This window comes from Microbacterium trichothecenolyticum (assembly GCF_000956465.1).
GTDB lineage: Bacteria > Actinomycetota > Actinomycetes > Actinomycetales > Microbacteriaceae > Microbacterium > Microbacterium trichothecenolyticum.
Window position 1 is genome coordinate 280870 of sequence record NZ_JYJA01000040.1, and the last position, 23282, is coordinate 304151.

Below are 23282 nucleotides of genomic sequence, written 5' to 3' on the forward strand. Positions count from 1 at the left end.
GAGTCTCAGGTCTGCGCCGTGGCCGTCACCTCGGCGCGCGTTCCCGCTCGCCGGAACGCCGGATCGGCCGACGCGGCCAGCGCAACGGCAGAGCCGACCGCGCACGTCGCGAGTGCGGCCTGCAGGGTGGCGGCCGTCGAGACACCGGATGACGTGAGAAGGATGCCGGCGGCCAGTGCCACCAGGAAGGTCGCCGCCAATCGCTGCGTGAGCTGCAGGAACGATGCCGCCACGCCGTGCAGCTCGGCGGGCGCGAACGACAGGGTCGTGGCACGCACCACCGGCTCCACGAGGCCGCCGCCGATCCCCAGCCCGATCTGGGCAGCCGCGGCGACGACGAAGAGCACTCCGTCCGGCGACAGCGGCGCCGCGATCGCGAGCCCGGTGAACAGCGCCGCCTGGAGTCCCAGGCCGAGCCACACCGTGGCCGGGGACCCGATGCGCCCCACCACCCGCAGACTGAACAGCGACCCGACGAGCCGCGCCAGCGCGCCCGGCGCGAACACGAGCGCGATCACCAGCGCCGACAGCGCCGGCGACTGAAGGAAGTACAGGGTCACGACCGACCCGGCCGCCATGCCGCTGCCGAACCACAGCAGCGCGACCACGTTCCCCACGACGAAACCGCGCGAGCGCACCAGCGCCGGCGCGAACAGCGGAAGCCGTCCACGCCGGGCGTACCTGCGTTCCCACAGCACCAGTACGAGCCCGAGCAGCACCGCCGCGCCCACGACAGCCAGGCCCCACACGCCCGAGAGCCCCGGCTCCACGACGGGCAGGGTCAGCGCCACCACCACGAGGCAGAGCAGCACGATGCCCGGCAGGTCGAGCCACACCCGCTCCGACCCCGAGGACTCCGGACGGGCGCGGGGGCCCGGCATCCCGCGCCATCCGAGGACGAAGGCGGCGATCACCAGCGGCAGGGGAGTCAGCAGCACGGCGCGCCATGCCACCTCTGCGGGAACGGCAACGATCACCACGGCCGCGAGCACCGGCCCGAGCACACCCGCGAGCCCGCCGACGGCGGTGTACGCGGCGAGGGCGCTCAGTCGGGCTCTGCCGGTGAACAGGTCCTGGATCGCGCCGAGCACCTGCGCGCTGATCACGCCCGCACCCAGCCCCTGCACGAACCGCGCCGCCACGAGCACGACGATCGTCGGGGCGAGCACGGCCGCGACGCCTCCGACCAGGAAGATCGCGAGGCCGACCAGGAAGAGCAGCCGGCGCCCGTACACATCACCCAGCCGCCCCGAGGGGATGAGCCCGAGCCCGAACGTCAGCGAGAACGACGCGAGCAGCCACTGCACGCCCGCGGTGGAGCCGCCCAGCGACGCGCTCACCGCCGGTGCCGCGTAGGTGATCACCACCGCGTCGAACAGCGTCGCGAAGCCTGCCGCGAGGCACGCCCAGAGCGCGGGCCGCGCGTCGCGGACCGCGCTCTGGCCACTCATGCGGTCGTCAGCTCGCGCTCCCGCTGACCGAGCGGGTCGGCCTCGGTCCACAGCACCGTCGGGAACTCCTCCCGCAGCACCGGTGCGACCTCCTCGGCGAACCGCTCGAGGATCTCTAGCTGCTGCACGAACGGCACCGTCGTCGGCAGGCTGATCGACTGCAGGTCGTGCCCGAGCCGGCCGTGGAACCGTGCGATCTTGTCGATCACCTGCTGCGGTGTGCCGACGAGGGCAGGACCCTCGGCGACGGCATGCTCGATGTCGCGGAACGGGGTGTTGTTGCCGGGCACGTTGGTGGCGGCGACGATGGCGTTGTATACGGGCCCGTACTGGGCGATCGCCTCCTGGGTGGTGTCGGCGATGAAGAGGGCGCCCGAGCCGGCGGCGACGAATGCGTCCGCCGGATCGTGGCCGTGCCGCGCGTACTCCGAGCGGTAGTGATCGACCAGCACGCCGTAGTTCTCGAGCGGCTGGATCGCATTCGCGCTGAACAGCGGATCCCCGAACTTCGCGGCCAGCCCCGCCGAGAACAGCGTCGTCGCCGAGCCGTGCCACACTCGCGGTGCCCCGGCATACGGCCGCGGCAGCGTCGTCACACCCGACAGGGGCCGGGTGAACTCCGTGCCCGGCCAGGTGACATCCTCTTCGCGCCAGAGCGTGCGCAGCAGCTCGTACTTCTCGGCGAGCAGCTCCCATTGGTCATCGATGTCGAGGCCGAACAACGGGAACTGTGCGACCTCGTTGCCCTTCCCGATCGTGATGTCGAGGCGCCCGCCCGACAGCTGGTCGATCGTCGCATAGTCCTCGGCCACGCGTACCGGATCCAGGACCGAGAGCACGGTCACGCCGGAGTTGAGGCGGATGCTGTGCGTCCGGGCCGCGATCGCGCCCAGCAGCACCGTCGGCGCCGAGGAGATGAAATGCCCGGCGTGGCGCTCGCCGATGGCCACAGCATCCAATCCGAGCTCTTCGGCGCGGATCGCCTGCTGCAGCGTCTCGGCGAATCGCTCGGCGGGCGAGACCTGATGGCCGGTGATCGGATCGGCGCGGTAGGGGATGATGTCGAGCAGCTGGAACCTCATGCCGACACCCCCGGCGCGACGAGCTCGGCGTTCGAGATCACGCGGGCGAGCGGCGTCTTCTCGCCGGCCTCGATCCCGATCGGCAGACGGTTGCCCTCCGGCGGCAGCGGGCATGTGGCGAAGTCCGTGTACGCACAGGGCAGGTTGACGGCGCGGTTGAAGTCGATGGTGGTCCAGCCGTCGGCATCGGGCGCGTCGATGCCCACCGAGCGGTTCGCGGCGTACGTGGTGATCCCGCTCGTCGCATCCGTGAACAGCACGAGCAGGTCGCCCGGCCCCTTGCCCTCGAACGCCGTGAGCGCGAACTCCTCGCCCCGCCACGAGAACTCGAGCACGCCGGGGGCGTCGTAGACGTGGGTGAGCCCGTCGACGGCGGCACCGACCTCGGTCGGGACGGGCGCATCGAACGGGCGCAAGCGCGCCGCGACCCGCCACCGCGGGTTCGGCACGTAGGTCGGGGTGCCCGAGTACTCGGCGAGGAACGGGTGATCGGCCCGTCGCGGTCGCAGGATGGTGTGCCCGCCGCGGATCGCGATCTCGACCGCACCGGCGATGTCGCCGTCGGTGAAGGTGGGGGTGACGCTGCCCCGTTCGGCGATCTCGCCGAACGCATGCGTGCCGGTGATCGTCGCGCCGTCGAGCGTCAGGCTCTCGCCGTCGGCCAGGTCTACGACGACGCCGTCGGCGCCGAGGTGCCACGTGCCGGGCGCACCCGGCAGGGTGATCGGGTCGCGGCCGAGCCAGTGCAGGCCGGTGATCGCGAAGAAGCCGAGGGAGTCGGCGCGCCGCGTCTCGTGCCCGCGGTGCCAGTCCTCCCACTCGCGCCCGAACTCGGCGCGGTCGACATCGGAGTTGAGGGTGGTGGTCATAGGTCCTCCTCGGTGGGGTGGGTGGGGAACGGATGCTGCGGGCTCAGCCGGCGCGGACGTCAGGCCGCGGGCGCGGCCACGGTGCCGGTGGTCGCGGAGGCAGCGGCAGGCCGCCACCCGACGAGCGGCAGGACGGCGGTCCGGATGTCGGTGAGGATCTGGCGGCACTCGTCCTCGTCGAATCCGTAGGGGAACGCGACGCGCAGCTCCGTGCGACCGTCGAAAGTCGGGTCGCTCGTGAGGCGCTCGGCGATCTGCTCCGCGGTGCCGTGGAGGTCGCGCTGGAAGACGACGGTGCGTCCGCCGAGGCTCACCGGCTCCGCGGTGCGCTCGTCGCGCGCGGCGACGTACGCGGCGTAGTGCTCACGCTGCGCGGCGGTCGCCGAGTCGGTCGGCAGGATCACCCGCTCCACGCCGATGCGCGGGTCGGTGCCGCGGAACTCGGACAGGTACGCGTCGACGTGCGCGCGCTGCGCCGCCTCGAAGGTGTCGGCGGCGTCGCCGTCCCCGACGTTGCCGAGCAGCAGCTTGAGTCCGCGCGCGGCTGCCCAGCGCACCGAGCGCAGCGAGCCGCCGCCGAGCCACACGCGGTCGCGCAGGCCCGCGATGTGCGGCTGCACCCGGGGGATCTGCGGCCCGTACGGCGTCGACAGCTCGTCGTCCGACAGCGCGTGCCCTTCGAGCGACTCGAGGAACCGCTCGATCAGCGCGTACGGATCGGCGGCGGCCGCAGCTGGGCCCACGCGCCCGGAGGCTCCGGGCGACGCGCCGGCGGCGCCTGAAGGGGGCGTGGGGACCGTCCTCGCGAGCGATGCGAGCAGGTCGCCGTGCGGGGCCGACGTGCTCACGCCGACGTTCACCCGGCGGCCCGAGAGGGCGTCGACGGTGGCGAAGTCCTCGGCGAGGCGGAAGGGCGTCTCGTACCCCAGCGGCACGACGTCGGTCTCGAGGCGGATCGTGCGGGTCCGCTGGCTCGCCGCCGCGAGGAACGTCAGCGCCGACGAGACGCCGCGTTCGAGATGGCGCTGACGGATGCCGGCCACGTCGTAGCCGAGATCCTCGGCGAGTTCGAACAGGCGCAGGGTCGTCTCGAGGCCCGCGCGGGGGTCGTGCTCGGGGAACGTGCCGGCGAGGATGATGCCCGCGACCGGGATGGTGCCGGGCGTGCTCATACGGTGGCTTCCTCGGGTGCGCGGGTCCTCGTCGCGGTGCTCGTATCGGCGTGGAACGTGCGCACCGCGTGGTCGAGCGCGTCGACCGTGAGGGCGATCGAGTCGAGGTCGATGCGCTCGTCGTTGCCGTGGAAGAGGCGGCGGAACGTGCCGTAGTCCCATCGCTCGCTGAGCACGCCGAAGCCGTACGCCGGGATGCCGCGGCGACGGTAGAAGCGGCCGTCCGTGCCGCCCACTCCGAGCATCGGCAGAAGCTCGGCGCTCGGGTACGCGCGGCGGACCGCGCTGCCGAGGGCTGCGAACAGGGGAGTGTCGATCGGCGAGGCCGTCGACTCCCCGAACCAGTCGCCCTCGATCTCGATGTGCTCGATGAGGTCGCCGAGCGCGTCGCGGATCAAGCCCTCGACGTCCTCGCGCGTGACGTCCGGCAGGATGCGGATGTCGAGCTGCACGGTCGCGGTGCCCGGGATGACGTTGCCCTTCTCCCCGGCGCGGACGATGGTCGGCGAGATCGTGGTGTGCGTCGAGGCGTGCGCGAACCCGTCGAGGGTGCCGAGGTGCGGGAGGCCCTCGTAGAACCGGTCGGGGTCGGTGAGGGCGGTGCGGGTGTCGGGATCGAGGTCGAGCGCCTCGGCATACGCGCGCCACTGCGGCGTGATGACGGTGGTTCCGCGGTGCCGCGCGAGGCGGGTCACGGCCTCGGCAGCGATGACCGCCGCGTTGCGCGAGCCCCACGGCGCGGACCCGTGACCAGGGGCACCGGTCACGCGAAGGAGGCGCCCGGCGCCGCCCTTCTCGCCCACCATGACGCCGAGGTGCGGCTGCGCGCCGGCATGGGCGCCGCCCGACTCGGTGAGCACGCAGTCCGCGTCGATGAGGTCGAGGCGGTGCTCGGTGAGCCACCCCACGCCGAACCGGCTGCCGTTCTCCTCGTCGGCGACGGCGGCGAAGATGAGGTCGCCGCGCGGGCGGAACCTGTCCGTCGCGATCGCGCGGGTCACGACGGCGTACGCGGCGGTGAGGTTGAGCATGTCGATCGCGCCGCGTCCCCACAGCACGCCGTCGACGATCTCGCCGGCGAACGGGTCGCGCGACCAGCCCGACGGCTCGACGGGCACGACGTCGGTGTGCCCGACGAGCGCCAGCGACGGCGCCGTGGGGTCGGTGCCCTCGATGCGCACGATGAGCGACTGGCGCCCGGGGTGCGGCTCGACGACGACGCCTTCAAGACCCGAGCCCTCGAAGAAGCGCTGCAGCGTGCGCACCTGCAGGTGCTCGTGCCCCGAGCCGGGGGTGCCGTCATTGACGGCCGCGTTGCGGATCAGCTCCTGCAGGAGCTCGGTCGTCTGCTGCGACAGCGTTCCCCCGATGCTCATGCGACCGCCTCTTCCGCGAGTGCCGGCGCCGACAGCGTCGACCCCGGGATCGCCTCGATGAGCCGTCGCGTGTACTCCTCGCGCGGCGCGCTGAGGACCTGCGCGGTCGCACCCTGCTCCACGATCCGGCCGTGCTGCATCACGGCGACGCGGTCCGAGATCTCGCGGACCACGGCGAGGTCGTGGCTGATGAACAGGTACGACACTCCGACCTCGCGCTGCACGGCGGCGAGGAGATCGAGGATCTGCGCCTGCACCGAGACGTCGAGCGCCGACACCGCCTCATCGAGCACGACGAGGTCGGGGCGCAGTGCGAGCGCGCGTGCGATCGCCACGCGCTGCCGCTGGCCGCCCGAGAGCTCCGCCGGCCGCCGCGAGGCCGTGTTCGACGCAAGAGCAACCTGGTCGATCAGCTCTCGCACGCGGCGTGCCCGCTCGGCCTTGTCGACGCCGTAGGCCCGCAGCGGCTCGTCGATCACCTCGGCGATCGTGAACCGCGGGTCGAGAGATGCGAACGGGCTCTGGTAGACGAGCTGGAACCGCCGGCGCAGCGCGCGCAGCTCGTCACGGCTCGCGGCGACGAGATCCTCGCCGTCGAAACGGATGCTGCCCGCCGACGGCTTCTCGAGCCGCAGCGCGAGGCGCGCCGTCGTGCTCTTGCCCGAGCCCGATTCGCCGACGATCGCGAGCGTCTCGCCGCGGTCGACGCGGAACGTCACGTCGTCGACGGCGAGGAGCTTCTCGCGGCCGGGGAGCGGGAACTCCTTGCGGAGGCCGGTGACCTCCAGGAGTGCCGGGGTCGCAGCATCCGGTTCCGTCCGTGCCGCTCGATCCGTCACCCGCGCGGCCCCGCTTCGGAGCCCGGGGGCGGCGGCGATGAGTGCGCGGGTATACGGATGCTGCGGACTGTCCAGCACCTGACGTGCAGCGCCCGTCTCGACGATCTCGCCGTTCTGCATCACGATGATGCGGTCGGCCCGGTCGGCGGCGACGCCGAGGTCGTGCGTGATGAGCAGCACGGCCGTGCCGAGCGTCGTCGCCAGGGTGTCGATGTGGTCGAGGATCTGCTTCTGGACCGTCACGTCGAGCGCGCTCGTGGGCTCGTCGGCGATCACGAGCTGCGGCTCGGCGGCCAGCGCCGTCGCGATGAGGGCGCGCTGCTTCATGCCGCCCGAGAACTGGTGCGGGAACTGCCTGGCGCGCGCCTCGGGCTCGCCGATGCCGGCCAGACGCAGCAGTTCCACGGCCTGCGCGTCCGCGCCGCGGCGCGTGGCGAGGCCGTGGATCACCAGCGGCTCGCCCACCTGGCGCCCGACGCGCTTGACCGGATTGAGGCTCGTCGTCGGGTCTTGCGGGATGAGCCCGATCGCACGACCGCGCACCTCGCGCCAGGCACGGCGCGGGAGCCCGGTGAGATCGGTGCCGTCGAACACGATGGCTCCGGCATCCACCGACGCGTTCGAGGCCAGGAGGTGGATGACGGCGTGCGCGGTCGTGCTCTTGCCCGAGCCCGACTCGCCGACGATCGCGACGACCTCGCCGCGGTCGACGGTGAAGCTCACGTCCCGCACGGCCGGGCGCGACTCGCCGCCCAGCGTGTACGACACCGAAAGGTTCGAGACCTCCAGCAGCGCGGTCATCGGATTCCTCCATTGCGTTCGAGGGCGCGCGAGATGCGGTTGGCCGACAGCACGACGGCGACGATCACGAGGCCCGGGAAGGTCGTGAGCCACCACGCCACGGCGAGGTAGTCGCGCCCGCCGGCGACGAGCGAGCCCCACTCCGGCGTGGGCGGCGGAGCGCCGAACCCGAGGAACGACAGCGACGAGATCGCCAGCACCATGACGCCGAACTCGAGGGCGGCGAGGGCGATCACAGGGCCCGACGCGTTCGGGAGGATGTGACGGCGCAGCACCGTGTGCCAGCGCACGCCCGAGACGTGCGCGGCTTCGACGTAGACGGCGGTGGCGATCTGCAGCACCTCGGCGCGCATGACGCGGGAGAAGGAGGCGATGCTCGCGAGTCCGACCGCGATCGCGACGTTGAGCGTGCCGAAGCCGAGCGCCGTGATGAGCGCCAGCGACAGGAGGAGGCTCGGGATCGCGAGCAGCACGTCCATGAAGCGCATGATCGCGTCGTCGACGAAACCCCGGAGGAACCCCGCGAGCAGGCCGAACAGCGACCCGACGGCGAGGCCGACGATGACCGCGACCGAGGTCGCGGCCAGCGACGTCGCCGATCCGTAGACGACGCGCGCGTAGAGATCGCGTCCGAGGTTGTCCGTCCCGAAGAGGTGCTCCGGGCTCGGCGGCAGCAGGCGGTCCTGCGGGACTCCGACGATCGGATCCCACGCCGTGAACCACGAGGGAACCACGGCCCACAGGGTCACGAGGGCGACCACGAGGATCGACGCCACGAGCGTCGGCTGCTTGAGCACAGCGACGATCGGGCGCAGGGCGGAGCGGCGGGTGGCAGCATCCGGCCGCTCTTCATCGAGCGCGGCCGCGTGCGGGCTGCCCGACGGATCGGCGTCGGGGTCGACGATCGACTCGAGGAACGGGTCGTGCGGCTCGAGGGAGCGCGCGGGCGGGGTGAGCACGTTCTCGACGGTCATGGCGGCTCCTGTCAGGCGGCGACGAACGCCGTGCGGGCGAGCGTGATGCGGCGGTCGATGAGGGGGTAGACCAGGTCGACGACGAGGTTGGCGACCACGAAGACGAAGGCGGCGAAGACGACCACGGTCTGCACGACGGGCACGTCGCGGTTGTTGACGGCGGTGACGACGAGCCGGCCGATGCCCAGGCGCGAGAACACCGTCTCGGTGACGACGGCGCCCGAGAGCAGGCCGCCGATGAGCACGCCGACCATCGTGAGCGAGGGGATCGCGGCGTTGCGGAACGCGTGGCCGAGCTGCACGCGGCGCTCGCTCGCGCCCTTCGCCCGCACGATCTCGACATATGGCTGGGCGAGGGTCGAGCGCAGGCTCCGCGACAGCAGCTGCGCGATGAAGGCGCCGGACGGGATCGCGATCGTGATGGCCGGCAGCACGAGGCTCTCGAAGCCCTCGTTGCCCATCGACGGGAACAGGCGGATGCGGAACGAGGAGGCCTGCAGCAGCAGGAGCCCGATCCAGAACACCGGGATCGAGACGCCCAGCGGCGGCAGCGACGACAGCAGGTTGCGCAGCCACCTGGCCCGGGCGAGTGACGCCGAGAGCGCGAGGACGACGCCGAACACGACCGACAGCACGAACGCGAAAGCGGTCAGCGCGAGCGTCGGGGGGAGGGATTCGAGGAGCAGATCGGATGCCGGGCGCCCGGTCTGCGTCGACACCCCGAAGTCGCCGGTCAGCGCCTTGCCGAGGGCGACGAGGTACTGCTCCCACAGCGGGCGGTCGAGCCCGAGCTCGCTGCGCAGCTGCGCGACGAGCTCGGGATCGACGGCCTCCTGGTCGCCGCCGCCCGCGAACAGCGTCGCGGCGTCGCCCGGCAGCAGGTACAGGATGAGGAACGAGATCGTGTAGGCGGCCCACAGGACGATCACGCCCTGCCCGATCCTTCGGGCGATGTATCGACCCCACATGATTTCGTTCCTCATCCCTTTCGTCGTGCGATGTGCCCGTGAGGGCTTACTCGGCGATCCAGGCGTCGTAGAAGTCCAGGCGGCTGGACGCCTCGAAGCCGAGACCCTGCACCTTCGACGCGGCAGTGATCGTGGTCGACAGCTGGTAGATCGGGATCGAGTAGCCGCCGGTGACGAGCAGCTCCGCGGCCTCGTCGACGACCTTCTGGCGCTCGGCCGGGTCGATGATGGCGGCCTGCTCGTCGAGAAGCTCGTCGATCTCCGCGGGCTCGGTGCGCTTCGTGGCGTTGTTGGTGCCGGTGACCGAGAACACCGTGCGCAGCACGTCGGGATCGGCCCGCGTCAGGTTGCCGTACGAGAAGTCGTACGTGCCGTCGGCGTTCGCGGCCTGCACGTCGGCGATGCTCGCGAAGGTCAGCTGCAGGTCGACGCCGATCTGGCGCAGCTGCTGCTGCACGAGTTCGAGCACCTCCTTGGGCGACTGCCAGTAGGTGACGTGGAAGCTGAGCTTCTCGCCGTCCTTCTCACGGATGCCGTCATCGCCCTCGGTCCAGCCCGAGTCCTCGAGCAGCTCGGCGGCCGCCTTCGGGTCGTACTCGAGCACGTCGCTCAGGTCGGTGAAGTACGGCGTCGACGAGGCGAGCGGCGACACGGCCGGCAGGTCGTCGGGGCCGAGCAGCGTCGACGTGATCTGCTCACGGTCGATGCCCTTCTGGATCGCGAGGCGCACGTTCTCGTCGGCGAGCTTCTCGGTCGACTGGTTCGCGTACAGGTTGTAGACCGAGCCGGGGTTGGCGCGGTTGAGCGACCAGAAGCCGTCGCCCTCGAAGAGCACGGCGTCCGCCGTCGCGATGCCCGTGGTCGCGTCGATCTGACCCGACTGCAGGCTGCCGGTGCGGTTGCCCGACTCGGGGACGACCTTGTACGTGATCGTGTCGAGGTACGCCTCGCCGGTGTGCCCGGCGGTGGACGGGCCCCACTCGTAGCCCTCGCGGCGCTCGAGCACGGCGCCCTCGTTGGGCGTGTAGCTCTGCACCGAGAACGGACCCGAGCCGATGAAGTCGCCGAGGCAGCGATCCGCCTGGCTCACCGCCGCGGTGGCGGGTGACAGCAGACCCAGCGAGAACGTGGAGGTCGCCTGCAGGAACTGCGCGCTCGGCTCCGAGAAGTTGACGATGACCGTGTGCTCGTCGGGCACCTCGATGCTCTCGAGGTCGGCGAGGTACGACGAGCCGAGGCTCGCCTTCGCGCCCAGCGCCTGGATGGCCTCGAAATTCGTCTTGACGGATGCCGCGTCGATGGGTTCGCCGTCGGCGTACGTGGGGCCGTCCTGCAGCGTGAAGGTGAAGCTCGTGGCGTCGTCGTTCACCTCGTAGTCGGTGGCCAGCCACGGCAGGATCTCGCCGGTCTCGGGGTCCTGGATCGTCAGCGACGCGACGGTCTGACGCGCGATCGCGATCGCGTCGTTGTTGCCGACCTGCTGCGGGTCGATGCACTGGCTGTCGACCGAGATCGCGAAGGTCAGGTTGCCGCCCGTGACGGGCTCCGCCTCTGCGGATGCGGTGGGGGCGGGATCGCCGGCGCCGGTCGCGCACGCGGTGAGCGCGAGCGCGACCACGCCGATCGCCGCAAGCGCGGCGGTACGGGGTCGGGTGAACGACATGGGGTCTCCAGAAGCTGTGGCGGGCGAGCCCCGGCGGACATGCCGGGCTCGTGGCTTCAGCGTCCCCGAGAGGTCGTGCTGGCCCCGATCGGGGATGTCACGCGGCGTGAATGACGGTCGCGCACCGTCACGCGCCGTCATCCGGCGTCATGTTCCGCAGTCACTTCGTGCGGGTCCCGCGACCTATCCGCGACCCGAAGTGACTGCGGAACAGAGGGGGAGCAGCGGCGGGAGGGCGGAGCCGGGGCCGGGACGCGGGCTACGGCGCGACGGGCACCGCGACGCCGAGCCGGGCAGAGATCGCGCCGGCGACGACGTCGGTCTGCCGGAGCGACAGGGAGTTCGCCGCGGGGCGCGTGAAGGCGCCGGCCTCGGTCTGCGACGTGAACGGGCCGATCGCGAACAGCGTGGCGTGCGGCACGCCGTCGGGGAGCAGCACACGTCCGTCGTCCGTCACCCGCACGCGTCCGAGCGAGCCCGAGTACTCGGCATCCGTCACGTGCAGCACGCTGCCGTGCACGGTCGCGAGCTCGCGCAGCGCGACGTTCGTGCTGAGTTCCGCGTCGGCGGCCGGCAGCCACGCGTCGACGAGGGCGCCGGCGACCGTCTCGCCCGGCACACGGGGACTGGATGCTGCGAACCCGCGCGGCGCGACGACCACCTCCACGTCGGGCCCGAGGAAGCGCACCACCCCGGCATCGGCCAGCGCGAGCAGCTCCTCCAGCCGGTGCGGGGGCGGACCGCTCGCGAGGTAGCTGAAGAAGGTGTGCCAGCGGACGGGCAGCGTGTAGGCGCGGGATCGCGCCGTGAAGCGCTCCTTGGGGATCTCCGACAGTGCCATGAACGACAGCAGAGCGGCGATGAACACGCCCTGTGCGGGGCTCCGCTCCTGCGTCGTGCGCAGGTCGAGGTCGTCGGCGATGTGGGCGCGCACGCGGCGCTGCACGTCGTCGGCGTCGGCGAACTCGGCATCCGCGAACGGCCGGTCGAACGAGGCCACGTCGAACCGGTCGAGCGGATCGGGCACCACCGCGGCGATCGCGTCGCCGAGCGCGGGGTCGTCCCGCGCGTGGGCGTGCAGCACCGGTTGGAACTCGTCCCACGTGGCCGACACCCGCTGCGGATGCCCGGTGAAGAGCTCGCGGTAATGCCCGTGCAGCAGCTCGGCGGCGACCAGGGGCCATACGTCGCGGTCGAAGTCGATCGGCCGGCCCGTGTCGACGAGCGCGGCGATCGCGTCCGGCGTCAGCACGTCCCGCTGCGGCGGATCGCCCTGCAGCGTGGAGGTCACCTTCGACCGGTACGGCACGCCGCGGCGCGAACCGAGGTGGAGGCGCGGCTCCTGCCCAGACGGCAGATACCGAAGCGCGCCATCGGCATCGCGTTCGAACCGGCCGCCGCGCCCCTGGGTGAGGAGCACGACGAGGTCGACAGCCGCGAGGCCCATGCCCCGCACGATCACGTCGGCACCCGCGGCCAGCGCGGAGAGGTCGGCGTCCGCGGTGAACGCCGGGCCCACGTAGACGAGTCCTTCTCGCGCCGCGGTTGCCGTGACCGCTGCCGACGCCGGGTCGGGCTCGCGCTCGGTGTGACCGAGGCAGTAGGCGACAGCATCCGTCTCGATCACTCGACCGCTCGCGAGCGAAACGGCGTGCTGTCCTGACGACGACGTCCGCACCGACGTCACCTCGTCGATATGGAGCCGGATCCTCACGCCCTCCGGCGCGCTCGCCGCGGTGCGGCGGAAGAACCAGTCGAGGTAGTGGCTGTGCAGGCGCCGCGTGGGAAAGCCTTCGGGGGTGAGTGCCCGCGCCTCGGCCTCCGACAGCTCGTCGAGGTCGACGTCTGGGAGTTCGCCCGCGCGCCACAGGTCCAGCCACTCGCTGAGCGAGGGGCCGGGACGCACCGGCCCCTCGATCGTGCAGCTGTCGTCCGTGAACACGGTGACGTCGCGGGTCATCGAGTTGAGCTTCAGCAGCGGCGACTGCGCGTGGCGCCAGATGCGGCCGGCGCCGGGGGGATGCGGGTCGACGAGGTCGATGTCGAGCAGGGTGTGCCCGTCCGCGCGCGCCAGCACGCGTTCGAGGAGCATGATCGCCCGGGGGCCGGCTCCGACGAACAGCAGGCGCGCGCGGCCCGTCATCGTGCCGCGAGCGCCGGCGCCAGGCGCGGGGCGGGCAGTCCCAGCAGGTCGCGGAGGGTGGCGCCCTCCTCGTAAGACCGCCGGTACGAGCCGCGCTCCTGCAGCAGCGGGACGACGCGCTCGGCGAACTCGTCGAGCCCGTGCGGCGTCAGGTGCCCGACGACGGTGAACCCGTCCGTCGCGCGCTCCTGCACGTAGCGGTCGATCTCGGCGGCGATGCGCTCCGGCGTGCCCACGAACGTCGGGGTGGCTGTGAGGCGGATGACGGTCTCACGGATGCTGAGCCCCTCCGTCTCCGACAACTCCCGCAGCTTCGCGATCCGCGCCCGCACCGCCGCGTGCCGGTTCGCCCAGCCGCGCGCCGTCTCGTTCCCGGTGTCGGGATCGACGTCGGGAAGCGGACCGTCGGGGTCGTAGCCGGACAGGTCGCGACCCCACACCTGCTCGACATAGGTGAGGGCGACCTCGGGCCGCACCTGCTGCAGCGCGACCTCGCGGGCGCGCTCGTGGGCGTCTGCATCGGTGTCGCCGATGGAGAAGGTCGCCGCCGGGAGGATCTTGAGGGAGTCCTCCTCGCGTCCGTAGCCGGCGAGCCGGCCCTTGACGTCGTCGTAGAACGAGCGGGCGTCATCGAAGCCGGTATGCAGGGAGAAGATCACCTCGGCATGCTCGGCGCCGAACGTGCGCCCGTCGGCCGAGTCGCCGGCCTGCACGATCACGGGGCGCCCCTGCGGAGAGCGGGGCACGTCGAACAGCGCGTCGACGTCGAACTGCGGGCCCGTGTGGCGCACGCGCGCGGGAACGCCGTCGTCGAGGAAGACGCCGGCTGCGGCATCCGCCCGCACGTCGCCCTCGGGCCACGAGTCCCACAGTTCCTTCGCGAGTGCAGCGAACTCGCGGGCGCGCTCGTACCGGTCGGCGTGGTCGAGGTACCCGCCGCGCCGGAAGTTCGCGCCGTGGAAGGCGTCGGAGCTCGTGACCGCATTCCAGCCGGCGCGGCCCCCCGACAGGTGGTCGAGGGTCGCGAGCTCGCGCGCCAGCTCGTAGGGCTCGTTGAACGTCGTGTTGAGCGTGCCGACGACGCCGACGTGCTCGGTGATCGCGGCGACGGCGGCGAGGATCGACAGCGTGTTCGGGCGGCCCAGCACGTCGAGTTCGTGGATGCGGCCCTTGTGCTCGCGAAGGCGGAGGCCCTCAGCGAGGAAGACGTAGTCGAACAACCCGCGCTCGGCCGTCGCGGCGAAGTGCTCGAACGACGAGAAATCGATCTGGCTGCCGGCCGCGGGGTCGGTCCATACGGTGGTGCTGTTGACGCCGGGGAAGTGCGCGGCGAGGTGGATCTGACGGGGGCGGCTCACAGCGCGAACTCCTCTTCTCGGGCATAGCGGCTCTCAGGACGTGCGAGGTCGAGGCGGGCGCGCAACGAATCCTCGCCGTCATCGGCGCGGAGGGTACCGGTCGAGCGCAGCAGCGGCACGACCTGCTCGGCGATGGCGACGACGTCGGCGGGCTGGCGTGCGGGCCGCAGGCGCACACCGTGGACGCCCGCGGCGGCGAGATCGCGCACCGCGTCGGCGATGTCGCCGGGCGTGCCGACCACGATGCGTGCGTCGGAGGCGAGCGGCTCGCCGTCCCACTCGTCGAGTCGCGCCGCGGCGGCGCGGGCCGCGGTCTCGGTGTCTTCGATCAGCACGAGCAGGTCGGCGAAGACCCGCAGCGGCTCGTCACCGGTGCGCAGGTCCTCGGCGGCAGCATCCAGCTCTGAAAGGATGCCGGGCAGCGAGAACCCCGGACGCCCGCCGTCGACGTGGGGTGTGACGAACACGAGGTCGGCGTGCTCCGCGGCGAGCCGGTACGGCACCGTCTGGTGTGCGAGCACGGTGATCAGCGGGCGACCCTGCGGTGACCGCGGCACGATCGAAGCGCCGGTGATCGAGAAGAACTCGCCCTCGAACTCGATGTTGTGCACGCGATCGGCGTCGAGGAAGCGGCCGGTCGCGGCATCCCGGATGATCGCGTCGTCCTGCCACGAGTCCCACAGGCGCGACAGCACATCGGCGAACTCGCCGGCCTCGCGGAAGGCGGCGAGGATCTCGGCCGAGTCCTCGACGCGACCCGACGTGGGGATCGCATCGATGGCGGCCGCGCGGCGGCCGAAGTTGGCCCGCTCGGCGGCGGAGGCGCCCGCGACCAGCCGCACACCGGCGCGGCCACGGCTGGCGAAGTCGAGCGTCTGGATGCCGGTGGCGACATGGAACGGCTCGGGATGCGCGGTCGTGACGGTGGGGACCAGGCCGATCCGGCGCGTCAGCGGCGCGACGTACGACGCGATGAGCACGGCGTCGAGGCGGCCGCGCACGCGATCGCGGCGGAGGCCCTCCACGGACTCGAAGCGGTCGGTGATCGCGAGGGCGTCCTCGATCGTGGCGAGGGCGATGCCGGCGTCGTCGGCCGCGCGCAGCAGGTCGCGCCAGTAGCGCGGCGACGTCAGCTCGTGCGGGCGGGCCGTGGCTTCGCGCCACGCGGCGGGGTGCCAGCCGGCCCGTTCGAGGGCGATGGCGAGGTGAACCTGGTCGGTCACGGGAATTCTCCTTCTTCGCACGAGGCGATCCGCTGTTCACGATTCCCGCGGGGTCATGCGTGCGTCCAACCCCGGTCGTCATGGGAGGACTCGCAGCGCCAGAAGGCGTAACGAAGCATCCGGATAGGATGGGGTGTAACCGTCCGATAACGGGGGAGTAGCCCATGCCAGGCATCGTGATCGTCGGAGTCCAGTGGGGAGACGAGGGCAAGGGCAAGGCCACCGATCTCCTGGGTGAGCGCACCGACTGGGTGGTCAAGTTCAACGGCGGCAACAACGCCGGCCACACGGTCGTGATCGGCGACGAGAAGTACGCGCTGCACCTGCTGCCCTCCGGCATCCTTTCTCCCGGCGTGAACGCCGTGATCGGCAACGGCGTCGTCATCGACCTCGAGGTGCTCTTCTACGAGCTCGAGGCGCTGCACGCCCGCGGTCTCGACACCTCGCGCCTGCGCGTGAGCGCGAACGCGCACATCATCACGCAGTACCACCGCACGCTCGACAAGGTCACCGAGCGCTTCCTCGGCAAGCGCCAGATCGGCACCACCGGTCGCGGCATCGGCCCGGCGTACGCCGACAAGATCAACCGTGTCGGCATCCGCGTGCAGGACCTCTTCGACGAGAACATCCTGCGTCAGAAGGTCGAGGGTGCCCTCGACCAGAAGAACCACCTGCTGGTGAAGATCTTCAACCGCCGTGCGATCACCGCGGATGAGATCGTCGACGACCTGCTGTCGTACGCCGAGCGTCTGCGCCCGATGGTGGCCGACACGTCGCTCCTTCTGGGCGACGCCCTCGACGCGGGCGACGTGGTCGTCTTCGAGGGCGGCCAGGCGACGATGCTCGACGTCGACCACGGCACCTACCCGTTCGTCACGTCGTCGTCGGCGACCGCCGGTGGCGCCGCGACCGGCGCGGGCGTCGGGCCCAACCGCCTCGACCGCATCGTCGGCATCGTGAAGGCGTACACGACGCGCGTCGGCTCGGGGCCGTTCCCGACTGAGCTGTTCGACGAGAACGGCGACTTCCTGCGCTCGCGCGGGTTCGAGTTCGGCACCACGACCGGCCGTCCGCGCCGCGTCGGCTGGTACGACGCGCCGATCACGCGCTACGCGACCCGCATCAACGGCATCACCGACCTCGTGCTGACCAAGCTCGACATCCTCACCGGCCTCGACCAGATCCCGGTCTGCGTCGCGTACGACGTCGAGGGTGAGCGGTTCGACGAGGTTCCCGTGAACCAGTCCGACTTCCACCACGCGACGCCGATCCTCGAGTACTTCCCCGGCTGGAAGCAGGACATCTCGGGCGCCCGCACCTTCGACGAGCTCCCGCGCGAAGCCCAGGAGTATGTCCTCGCGCTCGAGGCGATGAGCGGCACGCGCATCTCGGTGATCGGCGTGGGCGCGGCTCGCGACGCCGTGATCGTGCGACACGACCTCGTCGACTGACGCGTTTCGACTCGCTTCGCCCGCTCAACGACCGAAAGACGCGCATGAAGTTCTGGCTGGGCGGGTACACCGCCGACATGGGGGGCGACGCGTCCGGATTCGGGATGCTGCTCGCCGGCGCCGCCGACGACGGCTCCGCGGGCGGCGCTCTGGCGTTCGCCGGCGAGGTCGCGACGACCGACTCGCCGTCGTGGCTGGCGCCGCACCCCGGCTCGTCGACGGTGGCGCCGGGGGACGTCGTGTACGCGGCGCTCGAGGCGCGGCAGCAGGTGCAGGCGTTCCGCCGGACCGGGGAGGCGACGTTCACGCCGCTCGGCGCCCCGGTGGCTGCCGGCGAGGCGGTGTGCCACGTGGCGGTGTCGCCCGACGGTCGCTTCCTCATCGCGAGCTGCTGGGGCGACGGACGCGTCGTCCGCATGAGCCTGGATGCCGCGGGCCGTCCTTCGTCGCCGGTCATCGCTCCGGCGGCGACCGACCCGTACGGACCCGACGGCGCGGCGGAGCGGGCCGGCGACATCGACCTCGCCGCGGCGGCCCGCGCGCTGCGCCAGGCGGCCGGCGAGGAGTACGCGCACCTCGTCCCCGACCACGACCGCGAAGAGCCCGCTGCGACCGACCTCGGAGAGGACGCCGCGGGGACCGTCTCCCGCCCCTCACGTGCGCACGAAGCAGCGTTCCTGCCGGGCGGGCTCATCGCGACGACCGATCTCGGCTACGACGTCGTGCGGTTCTGGCGTGACGGCGCGAGCGGGCTGCGTCAGGTGCAGCAGGTCGCGCTTGCGCAGGGCAGCGGGCCGCGGCATATGGTGTGGCACCCGAGCGGGCATCTCTACGTCGTGACCGAGTACTCGTGCGAGCTGTTCGTGCTCGCGCCGGCGGCCGACGGCACGTGGATCCTCGTGGGCGGCACGCCGCTGGGCGTCGGCACGCTCCCGGGCGACAGTGCCGCCGAGCTCGCCGCGTCGCGCGACGGCGAGTTCCTCTACGCCGGCGTGCGCGGCAGCAACACCGTCGCGACGCTCCGCGTGCGGGGCGCCGGCGAGTACGTCGAGCCGGTCGCCCTCGTCGACGCCGGCGTCGACTGGCCACGGCACCACGCGGTGGTGCGCGACATCCTGCTGGTCGCCGGGCAGCTGTCGAACGAGGTCGCGTCGCTCACGCTCGACCTGCGCACGGGCGTTCCGGGACGCGTGCGGCACCGCACGGACGCGCCGTCGCCGACCTGCCTGCTCCCCGTGCGCTGACCGAGGTCCCGCGGTCAGGCCGCCTGCGGCACTGCCGCCGGGGCGAGCAGGTGCTCGACCACGTACTCGGCGTCGGGTCGGATGCCGACGAGAGTGGGCGACATCACCGAGTACTGGAACGGCAGCCCGACGAACGCGAGGCCGGGCACGGCGTCGACCATCCCGCGCCGGTGCGCGACCGATCCGTCCTCCGACAGCACGCCGGGCACGTCGATCCAGCCGAAGTCCGGCAGCGAGCCGGTGCACCACACGACGTTCGCGACGTCGACCGTCTCGCCCGACTCGAGCTGCGGCATCCCGTCGCGCACCCCGGCCACGCGGGCGACCTGCGCGATCCCCGCCTTCGCGAGATCGCGGGTCTTGTTGCGCACGAGGTTCACGCCGTGTCCGCGGTTGGCCTCAAGGAAGGCCCGCCCACGCTCGGTGTCGATCGTCGTCGCCCGCAGCCGCCGCAGGAACAGCCCGGCGATCAGGTTGCCGATCGGGGTGTCGATGTCGGGCGGGATCTGCCCGGGGTGCCGCCCCGAGATCGTGGTCTCATGACCGGATGCTGCCGCCTCCAGCGCGATGTCGGTGCCCGAGTTCGCAGCGCCGACGACGAGCACCGATCCCGGCTCGAGGTCTTCGGGGCCTCGATAGCCGAGCGAGTGCAGCTGATGGATCGAGGGGTCGAGCTCTCCGGCGAACGGCGGGACGATCGGCCGGTGATGCGCCCCGGTGGCCACGACGACGTGCGTCGCGACGACCTCGTCGCCCGTCGACAGCGCGAGCCGGAACCTTCCGTCGGGCTCGAGCGAGAGCCGCTCCACCCGGGTCGAGAGCCGCACGCGGGCACCCATCGCGGCGGCGCAGCGCTCGAGGTAGTCGCCGAAGCCGGTCCCCGTCGGATACTCGAAGAACCCGATGTCGAGGCGCATGCCGGGCAGCTCCGCCCAGCGCCGGGGCGTGAACAGCCGCAGCGAGCGGTAGCGTTCGCGCCACGTGTCGCCCACGCGGACGCCGGCTTCGATGACCTCGAAGTCCACCCCGCGGGCGGCGAGCAGACGTGCGGTGTGAAGACCGGCGACGCCCGCGCCGATGACAACGGTGTCGAGTGCTGTGGTGTCCATGATGACCTCCTGACCCTCACGGTAGGAGTGGAGTCGCCGGCCCGGCATCGGCAGAAATGACCAATCTCGCGGGTCGCAGCATCCGTCCTCGGCTCAGCCCGAGCCGACCACGAGGGTGTCAGGGGGCAACGGCGAGGCCGTGCTCGAACGCATACGCCGTCGCCGCCGAGCGGCTCGGCACGCCGAGCTTCGCGAGGATGCTGCCGACGTGACGCGCGACCGTGCGCTCGCTGAGGAACAGGTGCTCGGCGATGCGCCGATTCGACCAGCCTCGTGCCACGAGTGCGAGCACCTCTCGCTCGCGCCGGCTGAGTCCGGGATCGGATGCTGCCCCCCGCGCCGCGGCGACTCGCTCGAGCCGTGCGAGGTCGGGGATCGCACCGAGGCCTTCGAGCACCCCGCGCGCGGCGTCGAACTCGAGTTCGGCCCCCTCGGTATCACCGATCTCGCGGATCGCGGCGCCGATCGAGATGCGCGTGAGCGCAGCGTCGTAGGGTGCGTCCAGCCGTCGCCACGCCCCCCACGACGACCGCAGGAGCGCCAGCGCCTCGGCGGCACGGCCCTCCGACAGCGCGACCTCGCCGTCGGCTCGCGACGACAGGGCTCTCAGATAGCGGGTGTCGAAGGCCGCCGCGCATGCCCGCAGCTCGTCTGCGGCGGCCGCCGCATCCGCCACGCGTCCACGGTCGAGCGCCACACGCACGGCCGCTGCCAGCAGCTCCGCGCGGACCGCCGGTTCGTGCGGCGCCGTGCGCGCCGCCTCGAGCCCCGCCCATGCTCCACCGAGGTCTCCGGTGTCACGGTGCAGCAGGGCCAGCCCGGGCTGCACCTCGCGGCCGAGGGAGGCGGCACGGCGCAGCGCGTCGCGGGCGGGTGCGGATCGGCCGGCGACCCGGTGCAGGTCGGCGGCGCGGTACCACGCGTTCGCGAGCGTCTCGCTGCGTTTCTCGGTGGCGCACACCTCGTCGGCGGCGCTCGCCGCGGCCTGCCACTCGCCGCCCAGCTGGAGCACGCCCGCGCGATGCAGGGTGCACTCGCCGCGGAACGGCTCGAGCCCGCGCTGCGCATCGCACCAGTCGCCGAGTTCGCGCGTCCACACACGGGCGCGCTCGATGTCGCCGCGGCCGAGCAGGCTCGCGATCGCCGCGCAGTATGCGGGACCCGCAGCCCGGTCGCTCACCCGGCCATCGGCGATGAGCAGCATCACCCGATCGATCTCGGCGAACGCCTCCGCCATCCTTCCCGTCGCAAGGAGCGCGCGGCCGAGGCCCATCGTCCCCAGGGTCACGCCGTCGGCGTCGGCCGCAGCATCCGCTTTCTCGATCGCCGTGTGGAAGAGCGGGACGGATGCTGCCGCCTCGCCCCGCGCGAACACCCCGACGGCGACGCACAGCGCGCGGGCCGCGTCGGTCGCGGGCGTGGCGTCGGCACGCCCGCACAGCTCCATGAGCCGGGCCATCCACGCCCCGGCGCGCACCTCGTCGCCGTGCTCGCTCAGCGTGAAGCCGAGCCAGAACACGCACCGCACCGCCGCAGCGAGATCGCCGTCGTCGAGGTAGCGCAGGTGCGCCCGCTCCCACGCCCGCACCGACACGTCGTCACGTCCGACGAACCAGGCCGCCTGCCCGAGTTCGTCCAGCTCATCGCCGGCCAGCGCGGTCTCGCGTGCGGTGAGCTCGTCGAACCGGCCCGTCCAGTCCACGACGCCGGCCTCCCGGATCGCCATGCGCACAGTATGGGCGCAGCCGCAGGTGGCCGACAAGCCCTCCGCCCCGCGCCGAGCCCGCAATCGCGACGGGCCCGCACGACGGCACGGACGCTCGCCGGGCCCGTGCGGTTGCGCGCGGGTCTCGTGCGGCGCAGACGCCTGCGGAAAGACTCAGATCTTGGCGTCCTGCTTGGGGATGAAGACCTGCTTGATGATGAGGAGGATCGACGCCGTCACCGGGATCGCCACCAGAGCGCCGAGGAGCCCGAGCAGCGTGCCGCCGACCATCGCGCCGATCACGACCAGGGCGCCCGGCACGGAGATCGCCTTGTTCATCACCTTCGGGGTCAGGACGTACGCCTCGAGCTGCATGTAGATCAGGTAGATCACCGCGAAGATCAGCGCCGGCACCCAGCCGGTGAAGAGGGCGAGCGTCGTCGCCGTGATCCAGTAGAGCACCGAGCCGATGAGCGGGATCAGGGTGATGAGGAACGCGAGCACGCCCATCAGCGCCGGGAACGGCAGCCCCAGGAACAGGTGCAGCAGGAAGGCGACCACAGAGTTGCAGAACGCCAGCACCACCATGCCCATCAGATAGGCGCCGATCGAGTCGGTGATCTGGTCGGTCATCGCCGCGGCCTTCTTGCGGTTGCGGGCGGCGACGAAGCGGTTGAAGGCGACCTTCATGTTGGGAAGGCCCGCGAGGAAGTACAGGCTCAGCACCAGCACGATGATGAGGCCGGAGATGGTCGTTCCGACGCTCACGGCGAAGTTCACGACGCCGCCGCCGATCGCGGCGATGTTCGCGGGGTTGGTGAGGAACTTCTCGACCTGATCGGTGATCTGGCCCACCTGCGAGCCGAACGTGTCGCTGAGCCACCCGTAGAAGTCGGACTTCTGGAAGTTCGCAATGGTCGTCGGCAGGTCGGTGAAGAACGCGCCGATCTGCTTGATCAGCGTCGGCATCACGAGGAGCAGGATGCCGGCGAGCACGAGTGCGAACGCGGTGTACACGATGACGATCGCCCACGGGCGTGAGACGTTGTGCCGCCCGAACCACCGGACGACGGGATCGAGGCCGAGCGCGGCGAACAGGGCGAAGACGACGTAGATGATGATCGTCGAGAGGTTCCAGAACGCCAGACCCAGCGCGATCGCCGCCAATGCGCCGAGCGTCAGCACCAGACCCAATCGGAACGGGCTGTTGAGGTTCGCCCAGAAGGTCTTGCCCGCCGGCGCCTCACCCGTGAAGACCGGGGCGGCGTCGGGGTCGTCGTCCACCGAGGCGGGCACGGTGGTCTGACTGTCCGTGCCCGCCGCAGCGTCGACGGACAGCGGTTCGGCAGCCTCGGCGGCAGTGGCGCCGAGGGTGGGCGAGGCATCGGTCATGGGACACACTCTAGGACTGGGGAGTGCGCGCGAGGAGGTACGCGCGGCAAACTTCACGCGGATCGCGTGACCCCGCGTCATCCCGGAGGAGGCGCCCCCGCCCTCGGGTATCGTCGAGGGGCGAGAAGGAGCGCCATGACCGAAGACCCCACGACGACGCTGGCCCGGCTGCGCAGCAGCATCGACAACATCGACGCGGCCCTGGTGTATCTGCTCGCCGAGCGCTTCAAGGCGACCAAGCAGGTCGGCCATCTGAAGGCCGAGCACGGCATGCCCGCCTCCGACCCGGCCCGCGAGGAGCAGCAGACCGCGCGCCTGCGCAGCCTCGCCGAACAGGCCGATCTCGACCCGGCCTTCGCCGAGAAGTGGTTCAACTTCGTGGTCGCCGAGGTCATCCGCCACCACACCGAGGCGGCCGACTCCCGCTGACGTCCCGCTTCACGTGCAGCATCCGTTCCGACC

18 protein-coding genes are annotated in these 23282 nt (G+C 71.8%); 3 read left to right on the forward strand and 15 right to left on the reverse strand.

What is annotated here, in order from left to right; translation table 11 throughout:
- Nucleotides 1–5: 5 nt before the first annotated feature.
- From RS82_RS18430 to RS82_RS18485, 12 genes are all read right to left on the reverse strand, one after another.
- A complete protein-coding gene (locus tag RS82_RS18430; RefSeq protein ID WP_052676930.1) occupies nt 6–1451 on the reverse strand; it encodes an MFS transporter in 1446 nt (481 codons plus the stop codon).
- Nucleotides 1448–2533, reverse strand: a complete 1086-nt coding sequence (locus tag RS82_RS18435; RefSeq protein WP_045302103.1) for an LLM class flavin-dependent oxidoreductase — start codon at nt 2531–2533, stop codon at nt 1448–1450. Before RS82_RS18435 ends, RS82_RS18430 begins: the two co-directional genes overlap by 4 nt.
- Complete coding sequence (locus RS82_RS18440) at nt 2530–3402, reverse strand: DUF1684 domain-containing protein (protein ID WP_045302105.1); 873 nt, start codon at nt 3400–3402, stop codon at nt 2530–2532. The genes RS82_RS18435 and RS82_RS18440 overlap by 4 nt, the downstream gene beginning before the upstream one ends.
- Nucleotides 3403–3461: 59 nt before the next feature.
- A complete protein-coding gene (locus RS82_RS18445) occupies nt 3462–4574 on the reverse strand; it encodes an LLM class flavin-dependent oxidoreductase (RefSeq protein ID WP_045302108.1) in 1113 nt (370 codons plus the stop codon).
- Entirely contained in the window at nt 4571–5950 is a 1380-nt protein-coding gene (locus tag RS82_RS18450) for a M20/M25/M40 family metallo-hydrolase (protein ID WP_045302109.1), read from the reverse strand. Before RS82_RS18450 ends, RS82_RS18445 begins: the two co-directional genes overlap by 4 nt.
- Nucleotides 5947–7590: an ABC transporter ATP-binding protein gene (locus RS82_RS18455; RefSeq protein WP_045302111.1), complete on the reverse strand. Its 1644-nt coding sequence runs from the start codon at nt 7588–7590 to the stop codon at nt 5947–5949. The genes RS82_RS18450 and RS82_RS18455 overlap by 4 nt, the downstream gene beginning before the upstream one ends.
- Nucleotides 7587–8564, reverse strand: a complete 978-nt coding sequence (locus RS82_RS18460) for an ABC transporter permease (protein WP_084695760.1) — start codon at nt 8562–8564, stop codon at nt 7587–7589. The genes RS82_RS18455 and RS82_RS18460 overlap by 4 nt, the downstream gene beginning before the upstream one ends.
- 11 nt (nt 8565–8575) lie before the next feature.
- A complete protein-coding gene (locus RS82_RS18465; RefSeq protein ID WP_342666944.1) occupies nt 8576–9547 on the reverse strand; it encodes an ABC transporter permease in 972 nt (323 codons plus the stop codon).
- Nucleotides 9548–9578: 31 nt separating this feature from the next.
- Nucleotides 9579–11195, reverse strand: coding sequence for an ABC transporter substrate-binding protein (locus RS82_RS18470; protein ID WP_045302115.1), 1617 nt, complete (start codon nt 11193–11195; stop codon nt 9579–9581).
- A 259-nt stretch (nt 11196–11454) separates the two neighbouring features.
- Nucleotides 11455–13338 (reverse strand): FAD/NAD(P)-binding protein, encoded by a 1884-nt coding sequence (locus RS82_RS18475; protein WP_045302116.1) that lies wholly within the window; start codon nt 13336–13338, stop codon nt 11455–11457.
- Entirely contained in the window at nt 13335–14696 is a 1362-nt protein-coding gene (locus RS82_RS18480) for an NtaA/DmoA family FMN-dependent monooxygenase (RefSeq protein ID WP_045302119.1), read from the reverse strand. The genes RS82_RS18475 and RS82_RS18480 overlap by 4 nt, the downstream gene beginning before the upstream one ends.
- Nucleotides 14693–15919, reverse strand: a complete 1227-nt coding sequence (locus tag RS82_RS18485; RefSeq protein ID WP_245619653.1) for an LLM class flavin-dependent oxidoreductase — start codon at nt 15917–15919, stop codon at nt 14693–14695. Before RS82_RS18485 ends, RS82_RS18480 begins: the two co-directional genes overlap by 4 nt.
- 164 nt (nt 15920–16083) lie before the next feature.
- Between RS82_RS18485 and RS82_RS18490 the strand changes: the two genes are divergently transcribed.
- Together RS82_RS18490 and RS82_RS18495 are read left to right on the forward strand one after the other, a co-directional pair.
- Complete coding sequence (locus RS82_RS18490; protein ID WP_045302122.1) at nt 16084–17370, forward strand: adenylosuccinate synthase; 1287 nt, start codon at nt 16084–16086, stop codon at nt 17368–17370.
- 44 nt (nt 17371–17414) lie between these two features.
- Nucleotides 17415–18614, forward strand: coding sequence for a lactonase family protein (locus RS82_RS18495; RefSeq protein WP_045302124.1), 1200 nt, complete (start codon nt 17415–17417; stop codon nt 18612–18614).
- A gap of 14 nt (nt 18615–18628) precedes the next feature.
- Here the strand turns inward: RS82_RS18495 and RS82_RS18500 are convergent, their stop codons facing one another.
- From RS82_RS18500 to RS82_RS18510, 3 genes are all read right to left on the reverse strand, one after another.
- Nucleotides 18629–19723, reverse strand: a complete 1095-nt coding sequence (locus RS82_RS18500; protein ID WP_052676931.1) for a flavin-containing monooxygenase — start codon at nt 19721–19723, stop codon at nt 18629–18631.
- A gap of 118 nt (nt 19724–19841) precedes the next feature.
- A complete protein-coding gene (locus tag RS82_RS18505; RefSeq protein ID WP_045302294.1) occupies nt 19842–21449 on the reverse strand; it encodes a response regulator transcription factor in 1608 nt (535 codons plus the stop codon).
- Between the two features lie 153 nt (nt 21450–21602).
- Nucleotides 21603–22820, reverse strand: a complete 1218-nt coding sequence (locus RS82_RS18510) for an AI-2E family transporter (RefSeq protein ID WP_045302126.1) — start codon at nt 22818–22820, stop codon at nt 21603–21605.
- 135 nt (nt 22821–22955) lie between these two features.
- Between RS82_RS18510 and RS82_RS18515 the strand changes: the two genes are divergently transcribed.
- A complete protein-coding gene (locus RS82_RS18515; protein WP_045302127.1) occupies nt 22956–23249 on the forward strand; it encodes a chorismate mutase in 294 nt (97 codons plus the stop codon).
- Nucleotides 23250–23282 lie beyond the last annotated feature (33 nt).

Excerpts from the sequence above, each read along its gene's own strand:
- RS82_RS18435 (WP_045302103.1), bottom strand. The coding sequence starts at position 2,533 with ATGAGGTTCCAGCTGCTCGACATCATCCCCTACCGCGCCGATCCGATC.
- RS82_RS18500 (WP_052676931.1), bottom strand. The coding sequence starts at position 19,723 with ATGGACACCACAGCACTCGACACCGTTGTCATCGGCGCGGGCGTCGCC.
- RS82_RS18495 (WP_045302124.1), top strand. The coding sequence starts at position 17,415 with ATGAAGTTCTGGCTGGGCGGGTACACCGCCGACATGGGGGGCGACGCG.
- RS82_RS18460 (WP_084695760.1), bottom strand. The coding sequence starts at position 8,564 with ATGACCGTCGAGAACGTGCTCACCCCGCCCGCGCGCTCCCTCGAGCCG.
- RS82_RS18450 (WP_045302109.1), bottom strand. The coding sequence starts at position 5,950 with ATGAGCATCGGGGGAACGCTGTCGCAGCAGACGACCGAGCTCCTGCAG.
- RS82_RS18445 (WP_045302108.1), bottom strand. The coding sequence starts at position 4,574 with ATGAGCACGCCCGGCACCATCCCGGTCGCGGGCATCATCCTCGCCGGC.
- RS82_RS18505 (WP_045302294.1), bottom strand. The coding sequence starts at position 21,449 with ATGGCGATCCGGGAGGCCGGCGTCGTGGACTGGACGGGCCGGTTCGAC.
- RS82_RS18455 (WP_045302111.1), bottom strand. The coding sequence starts at position 7,590 with ATGACCGCGCTGCTGGAGGTCTCGAACCTTTCGGTGTCGTACACGCTG.
- RS82_RS18430 (WP_052676930.1), bottom strand. The coding sequence starts at position 1,451 with ATGAGTGGCCAGAGCGCGGTCCGCGACGCGCGGCCCGCGCTCTGGGCG.
- RS82_RS18470 (WP_045302115.1), bottom strand. The coding sequence starts at position 11,195 with ATGTCGTTCACCCGACCCCGTACCGCCGCGCTTGCGGCGATCGGCGTG.
- RS82_RS18465 (WP_342666944.1), bottom strand. The coding sequence starts at position 9,547 with ATGAGGAACGAAATCATGTGGGGTCGATACATCGCCCGAAGGATCGGG.
- RS82_RS18440 (WP_045302105.1), bottom strand. The coding sequence starts at position 3,402 with ATGACCACCACCCTCAACTCCGATGTCGACCGCGCCGAGTTCGGGCGC.
- RS82_RS18490 (WP_045302122.1), top strand. The coding sequence starts at position 16,084 with ATGCCAGGCATCGTGATCGTCGGAGTCCAGTGGGGAGACGAGGGCAAG.
- RS82_RS18510 (WP_045302126.1), bottom strand. The coding sequence starts at position 22,820 with ATGACCGATGCCTCGCCCACCCTCGGCGCCACTGCCGCCGAGGCTGCC.
- RS82_RS18515 (WP_045302127.1), top strand. The coding sequence starts at position 22,956 with ATGACCGAAGACCCCACGACGACGCTGGCCCGGCTGCGCAGCAGCATC.
- RS82_RS18475 (WP_045302116.1), bottom strand. The coding sequence starts at position 13,338 with ATGACGGGCCGCGCGCGCCTGCTGTTCGTCGGAGCCGGCCCCCGGGCG.